We start from the raw sequence: 13,242 nt of genomic DNA, 5'->3' as shown, positions 1-13,242 counted from the left end.
TCCAAGGCCAGGGCGGCCGAGGACAGTGAAGATTTCCAAAACTCGGTATCCGGTAGATCGTAAGGCCGCTCCGCTTAAGTGAACAGCATTACGCACATCGGCGGGTTTTATCTGACAGCGGAAGGGTTAGCGGGCGTACATGCCCCACCAGAAGACATGACCGAGGATGACGATCTGTTCATCCTGCATTTCCTGGAAGCTGTAGTCTTCATCCGGATGTTCATCGCGGTTGAAGCTGCGCAGGCGGATGCCGGTGGGTAGGCGATAAAGCTGCTTCACCCGCAACTGGCCGTTGTGATTGATGGCATAGAGGTCACCGTCGACAATGTCGCCGATCCCGCATTTGCCCGCGTTCACCCCGACCGTGGCCCCGTCGCGCAGCACCGGTAACATGCTGTTGCCGCGCACCGTCACGCATTTGGCCTGGTCGAACTGCACGCCGTTATGACGCAGGCTGCGCTTGCCAAAGCGCAGGCTGGAGCGCTCGCTTTCCTCGATGACGAATCTTCCTGATCCAGCAGCCAATTCAACCTCACGCAGAAAAGGGACCGACACCTCGTCTTCTTCAACGGGGGTGTCGTCGTCCCACAGGCTTATGTCCTTGAGCTCGGAATGCGGCTCGTCGCGGCGGCTGTTGCCGGCAGGCGCAACATCGGCGCGCCCGCGCAACTGGTCGGTGCTCACGGCAAAGTACTCGGCAATCTTCGAGATGTGTTTATCCGAAGGGTCGACGATCTTGCCGCTGAGGATCCGCGAGAGGGTGGATTGAGGCACGCCGGTACGACGGTGAAGCTCCGTGGGGGAGATCCCGTGCTGATCGAGCAATGCTCTTAATACGGTAGAAACGTTGCGTTTTTGCATAACGCGCATAGTGCTTGTTCTTCACGCAGAAGACAAATGCTGTTTTGCATAAATATGCATGAACGGTCGCACTTTCAACGCAAATGCAAACTGAACCAGCGCTTACGCGAGCCCAAACACCGCTGGACCCGAGGCGAGGGGCCTGCTTGGCAGGCCAGCGGGAGCAAGCGCCCTCGCCACGGGATCGGTTTGAGTATTGCGCAACGCTACAGGTTCTCGTCGAGGAACTTGACCACCGTCCCCATGCAGCCCACCCGCTCCTCCACGTGAGGCATGTGGCTGGAGTTCTCGAACAAGGCCCAGCGGATGCCCGGGATCAGGTCCAGGTACGGTTTGACCACCAGCGGTGTGGCTTCGTCATAGCGTCCAGATATCAGCAGGCTCGGCACGTTGATCTGCGGCAGACGGTCAACGATGGTCCAGTCCTTGGTGCTACCAATGATGTGGAACTCGTTGGGCCCGGTCATGGCGTGGTACACGGTCGGATCGGCATCGACCTGGGCGAAGGTGCGGGCCACCTCGTCCGGCCAGGGGTTCAGGCGGCACACGTGACGGTTGTAGAACACCCGGGTGGCGGCGATGTAGTCGGCAGCGGTGTAGTCACCCACAGCTTCATGGCGCAGCAGTGTGGCCTGCACGTCCTCGGGAAGCTCCTCGCGCAGGCGATTGGCCTCCCTGACCCAGGTGCGCATGTCTGCCGGCGAGTTGGCGATCACCAGGCAACGCAGGCCCGCCGGGCACCGTACCGCGTGTTCGCTGGCCAGCATGCCACCCCAGGACTGGCCAAGCAGGGCGTAGCGATCGCCGATACCCAGGTGTTCGAGCAGATTGTCGAGCTCCTCCAGGAACAGCTTCACGGTCCAGAACGACGGCGGCATGTGCGGCAAATGAGTCGAACGCCCATTGCCCAACTGGTCATAGTGGATGACGGGATAGCCACCGGCCGAGACATCCTTGTAGGCATCAACATAATCGTGAGTACAACCCGGCCCGCCGTGCAGGATGATCAGCGGGGTGCGACCACAATCCAGGTCGCCCGTAATGCGGTACCAGGTCTGATAGTCGCCGAACGGGGCAAAACCTTCACGCGATTTGATGAGTTCCATTTCATCCGGCTCCATGCGAATCGTGGAGCACACCATATCCCGACGCGCGACGAGGCATAACTAGAGAGTTCTCTAGGTTTTTCGGATTTTTTTACCCCTCAGTTGTCAAGCAGACGGTAGTGCACCGCCCGGGCGACCGCCTGGACCCGGTTCTTCGCGCCCAGCTTATGCATGGACGAGGTCAGGTGCAGGGAGACGGTGGCCAGGGAGCGGCTGAGTCGCTCGGCGATCTGCGCTGCAGTCAGGCCTTCGGCAGCCCAGCGCAGGCACTCGAGCTCACGGCGAGTCAGGCGGATGGCGCCGGTGGCAGCCTCCTTGCCCAGCAAGGGATAGGCAGCCTCCTGGAAGGCATGGGCGATCAGGCTGAAGTTGGTGAGGTTTTGCCGGGCATCGTCCAGATCACTTTGACTGGCCTGGGGCCGCAAGCCGGTCAGGGTCGCCAGCCCACCGCGTGGCAGGTGGAGGGGCACGGTGACGCCACAGGTCAGCTGCGCATCGAGCAGGTAACCGACCACCGGCGCATGGCGACGATCGATCAGGCGCTGCAGGACGGTCTCGCCCTTGGGCAGGTATGACCAAACGAACGGCGCGATGGCGGAAACAGCCAGTTGCTGCACGGGGTCGATCTGGTAGAAGCCTTCGGAGCACCACAAGTCCTGCCAGTCCCGCGGGGTCTGGCGCAGCCTGATCACCGAAGGGGTGATCAACTCGCCGTGGTGGTCCAGCGGCACCGGGCTGTAATCGTACACCAGGGCATCGAAGCCCAGTTGCGCCGCCAGGTCGACGACGCTGTCCATCTGTTCGTCCAGGCTGCTGCCCGACGACAGACGGGTATGGAGATCAGCCAGCTTGGCCTGCATTCCTTACACTCCCTGTGTATACCCAGTTGGATTTCCATCTCGATGTCCGCCGAGTAGAATGCCACGGCTCGGCGCGGGACTGCCAGACAAAACCTATAAGAAATACTAGCTTGTAGGCGGCGCACTCTCCTGTGCACGGTATAGCTGTAAGCCATGGCCAACAGGAGAGTAGCAATGTGGCGTGAGATGCAACCTGACCAGCAGTTCAACGTATCGGTCGATGGCCACAATCTCGTGGTGTACAGCTTTGGCGAAGGGAACGAGGTGCTGCTCTGCCTCAACGGCGGGCCGGGCCTGCCCTGCGACTACCTGCGCGATGCCCATGGCTGGCTCAAGGACAAGGGCATCCGCGTGGTTGCCTTCGACCAGTTGGGGACCGGCGCCTCCGACCGCCCCGACGACGACAGCCTGTGGAACATCACCCGTTACGTGGCCGAGGTCGAAAAGGTCCGCCAAGCCCTGGACCTGGGCCGCGTGCACATGCTGGGACATTCCTGGGGCGGCTGGCTGGCGATCGAATACGCCATCCATCATCCGCAGTCGCTCAAAAGCCTCATCCTGGAAAACACCGTTGGCGACATCCCGCACCTGATCAGTGAGCTGGAGCGCCTGCGCGGCGCCTTGGGCAGCGAAACCGTGGCGATGATGCAGCGCTACGAGGCCCAGGGAAACCTCGACCACCCTCAGTACCAGGCAGCCATCACCCTGCTCAACCACCGTCACGTATGCCGCCTCGACGAATGGCCAGCGCCGGTCAAACGCTCGCTGGAAGACTGGAACATGGGCCCCTACACCACCATGCAGGGCCCCAACGAGTTCCTCTACATCGGCAACCTCAAGGACTGGAACCGCCTGGAGCAGATGCGCGAATTCCGCATGCCGGTCTTGATTACCACTGGCCTGCACGACGAACTGACCCCCGCCTGCGCCCTGCGCATGAAACTGGCACTGCATGACCAGGCCGAGCTACACGTGTTCCCCAACAGCAGTCACATGCCGTTTTACGAAGAGCCGCATGCCTATTTCCCGGTGTTGCTGGATTTCCTGCAGCGCAACCGGGACTGATCGATGAACCTGGCACGCTACCGGTTCGTCCTGATCCGTCCGTTACAACTGTTGCCGGTGCTGCTGGGTATCAGCCTCATCACCTTCGTGCTGGTCCGTTCGATTCCGGGCGATCCGGCGCGGGTGCTGCTAGGTACGCGCAGCACCCCGGATGCGATCCAGAAGATCCGCGCCCAGTTTGGCCTGGACGAGCCGATCTGGGTGCAGTACCTGTACTTCCTGAAAAACCTGCTCAACGGCGACCTGGGCAAATCGCTGCTGTACAAGATCGATGCCCTGCCACTGATCGCCAGCCGTATCGAGCCGACCCTGATGCTGGTGCTGGGCAGCGTGCTGCTGGCACTGCTCATCGCCGTGCCGCTGGCCGTTCTCGCCGCCCGCCACAAGGGCGGCTGGACCGACAACCTGATCCGCCTGTTCACCACCGCGGGCCTGGGCCTGCCGGCCTTCTGGCTGGGCCTGATGCTGATCCTGCTGTTCAGCGTGTACTGGGGGCTGTTCCCGGTGTCCGGTTATGGTCGGACCTGGGCCGACAAACTGCATCACCTGGTGCTGCCCTGCCTGACCATCGCCCTGGCGCTTTCCGCGGTGCTGGTGCGCAACCTGCGCGCCAGCATCCTGCTGGAGACGCAGGCCGACCACGTCGTCGCGGCCCGCGCCCGTGGCCTTGGCGAAGGCGCGCTGCTGCGGCGCCATATCTTGCCCAACTCCATGGTGCCGACGATCAACCTGCTGGCGGTCAACATCGGCTGGCTGATCAGCAGCACCGTGGTCATCGAGAGCCTGTTTTCCCTGCCAGGCATCGGCCAACTGCTGGTGCGCGGCATCTTCACCCGCGACTACATGGTGGTCCAGGGCGTGGCGATGGTGCTGGCGTGTGCCTCGGTGGCGGTGAACTTCCTTGCCGACGTGCTGACCATCGCCCTTGACCCCCGAGTGAAGATCCAATGAACCGCGGTCTCAGTTCCACTCTTCCCCTGCGCTGGCGCCTGGGCTGGAACCTGGGCAATGGTCGCCTGACCTTGTACTGCGGCGTGGCCATCGTCCTCGGCTGGTGCATGCTGGCGCTGTGCGCGCCATGGATCGCTCCGTTCGACCCGCTGCTGCAGAACGGCGAACTGCGCCTGGCCGCCCCCAGCCTCGCGCACCCCTTCGGCACCGACAATTTCGGCCGCGACGTGCTGTCGCGAGTGATCTGGGGCGCGCGCATCGACTTGCAGATGGCCCTGATCGGGGTGATCTTCCCGTTCCTGCTGGGCACCTGCATCGGCGCTGTTTCCGGCTACATCGGCGGCGTGCTGGACAACGCCTGCATGCGCCTGATCGACATCGTCCTGGCCTTCCCCTTCCTGGTGCTGATGCTGGCGATCATGGCCATTCTCGGCCCGGGCCTTGGCAGCTTCTATATCGCCATGGCCCTGGTCGGCTGGGTGTCCTACGCACGACTGGTCCGCTCGCAGATCCTCGTGCTCAAGGAAAGCAACTTCGCCATGGCCGCCAGGAGCCTGGGCTTCAGCCACCGGCGCACGCTGTTCGGCCACCTGCTGCCCAATGCTCTGTTCGGCTCGGTAGTGTTCTGCATGTCGGATGCAGTGCTGGTGCTGCTCAATGGCGCCGCCGTCAGTTACCTGGGCCTTGGCGTGCAGCCACCGACCCCGGAATGGGGCTCGATGGCGGCCGAAGGCCAGAGCTTCATCACCAGTGCCTGGTGGATCTGCACCTTCCCCGGCCTGGCCGTGGTGACCCTGGCCATGGGCTTCAGCCTACTGGCCGATGGCGTCGCCGAGCGCCTGGGAGCGCGCACATGAGCACACCGTTGTTGCAGGTCCGGGAGCTGAGCGTGATCGCTCGCAACGGCCGACACGAGACCACCCTGGTCGAACGCCTGTCTTTCAACCTTGGCCAGGGCGAGATCCTTGGCCTGGTGGGCGAAAGCGGTTCGGGCAAGACCCTGGCCTGCCGTGCGCTCATGCGCCTGCTGCCCACGCCGGACCTGCGGATCGAAGGCAAGGCTGTGCACCTGGCGGGCCACGACCTGCTGCAACTGGACGAGGCCGGCATGCGCCGCTTGCGCGGACGCGAGCTGGGCATGATCTTCCAGAACCCCAGCAGCCACCTGGATCCGCTGATGCGCATCGGCGAACAGATCGCCGAGGGCATCCGCCTGCACCAGGGCGCCTCGCGCCGCGAGGCTCGGGCCGAGGCCATCGAAGTGCTGCGCCAGGTCGGCATTCCCGATCCGAAATCCCGGGTGGACAACTACCCTCACGAGTTTTCCGGCGGCATGCGTCAGCGGGCAATGATCGCCGTGGCCCTGGGCTGCAACCCGAAAGTGCTGATCGCCGATGAGCCAACCACGGCCCTGGACGTCACCGTGCAGGCACAGATCCTGCGCCTGCTGCTGGAGCTGCGTGACCGTCGCGGCTTGTCGATGATCCTGATCAGTCACGACCTGGGAGTGGTGGCGCAGACCTGCGACAGCATCGCCGTGATGTACGCCGGCCGCCTCTGCGAGCACGGCGGCAAACACGAACTCTTGGCCCACCCAAGCCATCCGTACAGTGCCGGGCTGCTGGCCTGCCACCCTGCGGCGCAACGCCAGGCGCCCCTGATGAACACCATTGGCGGGCAACCGCCCCTGCTCGATGCCCTGCCCCCGGGCTGTCGCTTCGAGCCACGCTGCCCCCAGGCCGGACCGCTGTGCCGGGAGCAGTTGCCGGAGCTGCGTGAGACCGGCCCCGGTCATCGCCTGGCCTGCCACGCCCCGTTTCTGGCCGGAGCCCTGTCATGACCACGCTGTTGCAGGTCACGGACCTGCATGTACAGTTTTCCGCCGCCGGCGACGGCTTGTTCGGCCTGCGCCCGCGCAAGATCAACGCGGTCAACGGGGCTTCGCTGACCCTCGCCGCCGGCCAAACCCTGGGCCTGGTGGGTGAGTCGGGCTGCGGCAAGAGCACCCTGGCCCGGGCCATCCTGCAACTGAACCCGATCACCGCTGGGCAAGTGGTATTCGACGGCATCGACATGACCCAGGGCCGCAAGGTCGATATTGCCCGCCTGCGCCGCGAGACCGCGATGATCTTCCAGGACCCGTACAGCGCACTCAATCCAGGCCAGCGCATCGGCCAGATCCTCGCCGAAGTCTTGCGGGTGCAGCGCAAGGTGCCCGCCGAACGGATCCCCGCGAGGGTCGGCGAACTGCTCGAACTGGTCGGCCTGCACGCCGAACTGGCCGATCGCAAGCCCGGCTCGCTCAGCGGCGGCCAGTGCCAACGGGTCGGCATCGCCCGAGCCCTGGCCGTCGAACCTCGGCTGATCGTCGCTGACGAATGCGTCGCGGCACTGGACGTGTCGATCCAGGGGCAGATCATCAACCTGCTGATGGCGTTGCGCGAGCGCATGGGCCTGGCGCTGCTGTTCATCACCCACGACCTGGGCGTGGTGCGCCGGCTGTGCGACCGGGTAGCGGTGATGTACCTGGGGCAGATTGTCGAGGAAGGCCCGGTTAACGAAGTGTTTGATGCCCCCCATCACCCCTACACCGCGGCACTGATCCAGTCGATTGCCGATATCGACCCGACCCGCCGCCTGCCAGAGCACCCCCTGGCCGGCGAGCCGCCGAGCCCGCTGCACCTGCCATCAGGCTGCGCCTTCCACCCACGCTGCCCGCAGGCGTTACCCATTTGTAGCGAAACCGCCCCGCCCTATCACTCGCTGGGTGCCCGGCGCCATGCCTGCATCCACCTACGACCGCCGTACTGACATTACAACCATGACTATCAAACGGAGCTTGAGCATGAAATCCGCAGCATTGAAGTTACTCACCGTCGCCGTGCTGGCCGCCAGCACCCTGGCCACCGGCACCAGCCAGGCAGCTGGCGTGCTGACCATCGGTTGCCGTGAGGAGAGCACCACCTTCGACCCGATCAAGAGCGCCCAGAACCGCGACAGCTGGGTCTTCGCCAACGTCTACGACGTACTGATCCGGGTCGACAACAGCGGCACCCGGCTGGTCCCGGGCCTGGCCGAAAGCTGGAAGGTCTCCGACGACGGCCTGACCTACACCTTCAAGATCCGCCCGGCCAAGTTCTCCGATGGCTCGCCACTGAGCGCCAGCGACGCGGCGTTCTCCTTGCTGCGCATCCGTGACAACCCCGGCTCGCTGTGGGCTGACTCCTACAAGATCATCGACAAGGCCCAAGCCCCGGACGACCGCACCCTGGTGGTGACCCTGAAGAACAAGTCGGTGCCGTTCCTCTCGCAACTGGCCACCGCCAACGTCTCGATCCTGTCGAAACAGGCCATGGACAAGATCGGCGAGGACGCCTATGCCCAGGATCCAGTGACCTCCGGTGCCTTCAAGGTCAAGGAGTGGCTACGCGGTGACCGGGTAATCCTGGAAAAGAACCCCTACTTCTGGGAGGCCGACAAGGTCAGCCTGGATGGCGTGGAGTGGATCTCCATTCCCGACGACAACACCCGCATGCTGAAGGTCCAGGCCGGTGAGCTGGACTCGGCGATCTTCGTACCCTTCTCCCGTGTCGACACCCTGCGCAAGGACCCGAGCCTGAGCATTCACATCGACCCTTCGACCCGTGAGGACCATCTGCTCATCAACCACGCGAAGGGGTTGCTGGGCAAGGTCGAGGTACGCGAGGCGATCGACCTGGCGATCGACAAGAAGGCGCTCGTGGACACCGTGACCTTCGGCCATGGTGAAGTGGCCTATTCGTACATTCCCAAGGGCGCGCTCTATCACAACACCAACAACCCACAGCGCCCCTTCGACCCGACGAAGGCCCGCGAGCTGCTGAAAAAGGCTGGCGCCGAGGGGCTCAAGGTCAATTACGTGGTCAATGCTGGCAACGAGGCCGACGAGCAGATCGCCGTGCTGGTGCAAAAGCAATTGGCCGATGTTGGCATCACCGCCAACCTGCAGAAAGTCGACCCGACCCAAAGCTGGCAGATGCTGGTTGATGGCGACTATGACCTGTCAGTGATGTACTGGACCAACGATGTGCTGGACCCGGACCAGAAGTCCACCTTTGTCCTTGGTCACGACACCAACATGAACTACATGACCCGCTACCGTAACGACAAGGTCAAGGACATGGTGGCCGCAGCCCGGGTGGAAGTCGATCCGACCAAACGCAAACAGATTTACGAGGAACTGCAGAAGCTGGCCAAACAGGACGTCAACTGGATCGACCTCTACTACAGCCCATACATCAATATTTCCCGCAGCAATGTCCAGAATTTCCTGCAGAACCCACTGGGGCGCTTCACCCTGGAAGAAACGGTGAAACTGGAAGCCGGTGAAAAAACCGCGAAGAACTGAAGCTCGTCAATGCCGGGGCCGGGGTCGCCCCGGATGACCTTGTGGGAGCGAGCCTGCTCGCGATAGCGGTGTGCCAGGCAACAGGTCTGCTGCCTGTTGCGCCGCCATTGCGAGCGCGCTCGCTCCCACGGGGTTACCCACGACTTGCATGACCGACATCCATATGTCGGTTTTTTCATGCCTGACAATCAAGGACATCGTTCAAAGCCCCATCCGAGCCACTCCATTTGGGTCGCACCAGACCACCCATGTTAATCTTGCGCCCATCGCGGAAAAGCCGGGTGACACATAACCCTGTGCGAGCAAGCTCAGCTCCCACAGGCCTGCGTCACCCCACTTTTGCCCCACCCCTTTCAACGAGTTTGCCTGACACCGATGAATACAGCCGTGAACGATCTGTCCTCCCACACGCCCATGATGCAGCAGTACTGGCGCCTGAAGAATCAGCACCCCGATCAGCTGATGTTCTACCGCATGGGCGACTTCTACGAGATCTTCTATGAGGATGCGAAGAAGGCCGCCAAGCTCTTGGACATCACCCTGACGGCACGTGGGCAGTCGGCGGGCATGGCGATTCCGATGTGTGGGATTCCTTACCATGCGGCGGAAGGTTACCTGGCGAAACTGGTCAAGCTCGGTGAGTCGGTGGTGATCTGCGAGCAGGTCGGTGACCCGGCCACCAGCAAGGGGCCGGTGGAAAGGCAGGTGGTGCGCATCATCACGCCGGGTACGGTCAGTGATGAGGCATTGCTGGATGAACGCCGGGACAACCTGATCGCCGCCGTGCTGGGGGACGAGCGCCTGTTCGGCCTGGCAGTGCTGGACATCACCAGTGGCAATTTCTCAGTGCTGGAGATCAAGGGTTGGGAGAACCTGCTGGCGGAGCTGGAGCGGGTCAACCCGGTGGAGCTGTTGATTCCCGACGATTGGCCCAAGGACTTGCCGGCGGAAAAACGCCGTGGCGTTCGGCGTCGTGCGCCGTGGGATTTCGAACGTGACTCGGCGCTGAAAAGTCTCTGCCAACAGTTTTCCACCCAGGATCTCAAGGGCTTCGGTTGCGAAAACCTGACCCTGGCCATCGGCGCCGCCGGTTGCCTGCTGGCCTATGCCAAGGAAACCCAGCGCACCGCCCTGCCCCACTTGCGCAGCCTGCGCCACGAGCGCCTGGATGACACCGTGGTGCTGGACGGCGCGAGCCGCCGCAACCTGGAACTGGACACCAACCTGGCCGGCGGACGGGACAACACCCTGCAGTCGGTGGTCGATCGTTGCCAGACCGCCATGGGCAGCCGGCTGCTGACACGTTGGCTGAACCGTCCCCTGCGAGACCTGACGGTGCTGCTGGCGCGCCAGACCTCCATTACCTGCTTGCTGGATCGTTATCGCTTCGAGCAGCTGCAACCACAGCTCAAGGAAATCGGCGACATCGAGCGGATCCTGGCACGTATCGGCTTGCGCAACGCCCGCCCACGGGATCTGGCGCGCCTGCGCGATGCCCTCGGCGCGCTGCCGGAACTCCAGGTGGCGATGACCGACCTCGAAGCCCCGCACCTGCAACAACTGGCACGTATCACCAGCACGTACCCGGACCTGGCCGCATTGCTGGAAAAAGCCATCATCGATAATCCGCCCGCCGTGATCCGTGACGGCGGCGTACTGAAAACCGGCTATGACGCCGAGCTCGACGAGCTGCAAGCACTGAGCGAAAACGCCGGTCAATTCCTGATCGACCTCGAAGCCCGGGAAAAAGCCCGCACCGGCCTGAGTAACCTCAAGGTCGGCTACAACCGCATCCACGGCTACTTCATCGAACTGCCGAGCAAGCAGGCCGAGCAAGCACCGGCCGACTACGTTCGTCGCCAGACCCTCAAAGGCGCCGAACGCTTCATCACCCCGGAACTCAAGGCCTTCGAAGACAAGGCACTGTCGGCCAAGAGCCGCGCCCTGGCCCGTGAGAAGATGCTCTACGAGGCACTGCTCGAAGACCTGATCAGCCAACTGCCGCCCCTGCAGGACACCGCGGCGGCCTTGGCGGAACTGGACGTGCTGAGTAACCTGGCCGAGCGCGCGCTGAACCTGGACCTTAACTGCCCACGCTTCGTCAGCGAGCCGTGCATGCGCATCAGTCAGGGTCGCCACCCGGTGGTCGAGCAGGTACTGACCACCCCGTTCGTGGCCAACGACCTGAGCCTGGACGACAACACCCGCATGCTGGTGATCACCGGCCCGAACATGGGCGGTAAATCCACCTACATGCGCCAGACTGCGCTGATCGTGCTGCTGGCCCACATTGGCAGCTTCGTGCCAGCGGCCAGCTGCGAATTGTCCCTGGTCGACCGGATATTCACCCGGATCGGCTCCAGTGACGACCTGGCCGGCGGACGCTCCACCTTCATGGTGGAAATGAGCGAAACCGCGAACATCCTGCACAACGCCACCGAGCGCAGCCTGGTGCTGATGGACGAGGTCGGGCGCGGCACCAGTACCTTCGACGGCCTGTCGCTGGCCTGGGCGGCGGCCGAACGCCTGGCGCATTTACGGGCCTACACGCTGTTCGCTACCCATTATTTCGAGCTGACGGTGCTGCCGGAAAGCCAGCCACTGGTGGCCAACGTCCACCTCAACGCCACCGAGCACAACGAGCGCATCGTGTTCCTGCACCATGTGCTGCCCGGCCCGGCCAGCCAGAGCTACGGCCTGGCGGTGGCGCAACTGGCGGGTGTGCCAGCCGAGGTGATCAGCCGCGCCCGCGAGCACCTGAGCCGCCTGGAAACCTCCAGCCTGCCCCATGAAACACCACGCCCGAGCAAAGGCAAACCGGCCGTACCGCAGCAAAGCGACCTGTTCGCCAGCCTGCCCCATCCGGTGCTCGACGAACTGGCCAAAGTCGACCTGGACGACCTGACACCACGCCGGGCACTGGATTTACTCTATGCATTGAAGACACGGATCTAACGCAAGGGCGTTCAAGCTGTTAGAATCGCGCGCGGTTTGGGATGCTGCGGACTATTAGCCTGGTCCGCTCCCAAGCCTGGCGACCCCACCGTGAAGAGGGATCCGCTGCCGCCGCCTGAGGAGAGAATTAGAAATGACCTTCGTCGTCACCGACAACTGCATCAAGTGCAAGTACACCGACTGCGTAGAAGTCTGTCCGGTGGACTGCTTTTACGAAGGGCCGAATTTTCTGGTCATTCACCCGGATGAGTGCATCGACTGCGCCCTGTGTGAACCGGAATGCCCGGCACAAGCCATTTTCTCGGAAGACGAAGTGCCGGCTGGCATGGAGAACTTCATCGAGCTGAACGCCGAACTGGCGGACATCTGGCCGAACATCACCGAGAAGAAAGATGCGCTGCCGGACGCTGAAGAGTGGGATGGCAAGCCAGGCAAGATCGCAGACCTCGAACGCTGATCATCCGCGTTCTTCGAAAAGGCCCCTTGCGGGCCTTTTTGCTTCCGATGGCCGAATCGAACTCAGAGCGCCCGTAGAGGCATACCCAAGCAGAGCGTGGGCACGATTCGCAGGCAAAAAAAAGGGGCGGTTTGACCCGCCCACATTTTTCCCTAATCCCTTTGATCCTTTTCATCATCCTGATGAATCGCATCCTGCGATGTCCTTCCTTCCCCATCGTCCGTGACAGGTGTGTCTGTCCGTCGACACAGGACTGATATTAGTGTTTTCCCCAGCGAGTGCAATTCATCCGAAGCGGCAGACAGCACCCGTCACACTTCGTTCATCCATTTAAATACCCTTTTAAATCAATTAGATACTTAAAGGAAACAGCCTTGAGTGTCGTCTGTCCCCGGCCACGAGGAACCGAACGCTTACACAACACTAGGCAAAAGCTTACAAACCGAGCCGCAAACCTGGCAGGACCGAAAAACCGTCCCCAGAAACGGAAAAGCCCCGAACCGGTCGTAATGCTGTTCACTTAAGCGGAGCGGCCTTACGATCTACCGGATACCGAGTTTTGGAAATCTTCACTGTCCTCGGCCGCCCTGGCCTTGGACG

General features: G+C 62.6%; 11 protein-coding genes. 8 read left to right on the top strand and 3 right to left on the bottom strand.

Annotation, left to right across the window (positions count from 1 at the left end; genetic code table 11):
• Positions 1-126: 126 nt before the first annotated feature.
• From FBY02_RS27445 to FBY02_RS27435, 3 genes are all read right to left on the bottom strand, one after another.
• A complete protein-coding gene (locus FBY02_RS27445; protein ID WP_139647677.1) occupies positions 127-861 on the bottom strand; it encodes an XRE family transcriptional regulator in 735 nt (244 codons plus the stop codon).
• Between the two features lie 206 nt (positions 862-1,067).
• A complete protein-coding gene (locus tag FBY02_RS27440) occupies positions 1,068-1,967 on the bottom strand; it encodes a proline iminopeptidase-family hydrolase (RefSeq protein WP_144931599.1) in 900 nt (299 codons plus the stop codon).
• Between the two features lie 98 nt (positions 1,968-2,065).
• On the bottom strand, positions 2,066-2,827 hold the full coding sequence (locus FBY02_RS27435; RefSeq protein WP_144931597.1) for a LuxR family transcriptional regulator: 762 nt from the start codon (positions 2,825-2,827) through the stop codon (positions 2,066-2,068).
• A gap of 174 nt (positions 2,828-3,001) precedes the next feature.
• Between FBY02_RS27435 and FBY02_RS27430 the strand changes: the two genes are divergently transcribed.
• The 8 genes from FBY02_RS27430 to fdxA all read left to right on the top strand — a co-directional run bounded on the left by FBY02_RS27430 (position 3,002) and on the right by fdxA (position 12,642).
• Positions 3,002-3,892 (top strand): proline iminopeptidase-family hydrolase, encoded by an 891-nt coding sequence (locus FBY02_RS27430; RefSeq protein ID WP_144931595.1) that lies wholly within the window; start codon positions 3,002-3,004, stop codon positions 3,890-3,892.
• 3 nt (positions 3,893-3,895) lie between these two features.
• Complete coding sequence (locus tag FBY02_RS27425; protein WP_144931593.1) at positions 3,896-4,843, top strand: ABC transporter permease; 948 nt, start codon at positions 3,896-3,898, stop codon at positions 4,841-4,843.
• Positions 4,840-5,700 (top strand): ABC transporter permease, encoded by an 861-nt coding sequence (locus FBY02_RS27420; protein WP_144931591.1) that lies wholly within the window; start codon positions 4,840-4,842, stop codon positions 5,698-5,700. The genes FBY02_RS27425 and FBY02_RS27420 overlap by 4 nt, the downstream gene beginning before the upstream one ends.
• Positions 5,697-6,683, top strand: a complete 987-nt coding sequence (locus tag FBY02_RS27415; protein ID WP_144931589.1) for an ABC transporter ATP-binding protein — start codon at positions 5,697-5,699, stop codon at positions 6,681-6,683. The genes FBY02_RS27420 and FBY02_RS27415 overlap by 4 nt, the downstream gene beginning before the upstream one ends.
• A complete protein-coding gene (locus FBY02_RS27410; protein ID WP_144931587.1) occupies positions 6,680-7,654 on the top strand; it encodes an ABC transporter ATP-binding protein in 975 nt (324 codons plus the stop codon). Before FBY02_RS27415 ends, FBY02_RS27410 begins: the two co-directional genes overlap by 4 nt.
• A 34-nt stretch (positions 7,655-7,688) precedes the next feature.
• Entirely contained in the window at positions 7,689-9,230 is a 1,542-nt protein-coding gene (locus FBY02_RS27405) for an ABC transporter substrate-binding protein (protein WP_144931585.1), read from the top strand.
• Between the two features lie 387 nt (positions 9,231-9,617).
• Positions 9,618-12,185 carry a DNA mismatch repair protein MutS gene (gene mutS / locus FBY02_RS27400; RefSeq protein ID WP_178115396.1) on the top strand — a complete coding sequence of 856 codons (2,568 nt, stop codon included), beginning with the start codon at positions 9,618-9,620 and terminating at the stop codon, positions 12,183-12,185.
• A 133-nt stretch (positions 12,186-12,318) separates the two neighbouring features.
• Positions 12,319-12,642, top strand: a complete 324-nt coding sequence (gene fdxA / locus FBY02_RS27395) for a ferredoxin FdxA (RefSeq protein ID WP_072387901.1) — start codon at positions 12,319-12,321, stop codon at positions 12,640-12,642.
• The last annotated feature ends 600 nt before the right edge of the window (positions 12,643-13,242 follow it).

Origin of the sequence: Pseudomonas sp. SJZ078, assembly GCF_007828255.1 — a bacterium.
Lineage (GTDB): Bacteria > Pseudomonadota > Gammaproteobacteria > Pseudomonadales > Pseudomonadaceae > Aquipseudomonas.
Note: the sequence above shows the minus strand (reverse complement) of the source record. Positions and strands in the feature narration are given on the sequence as shown.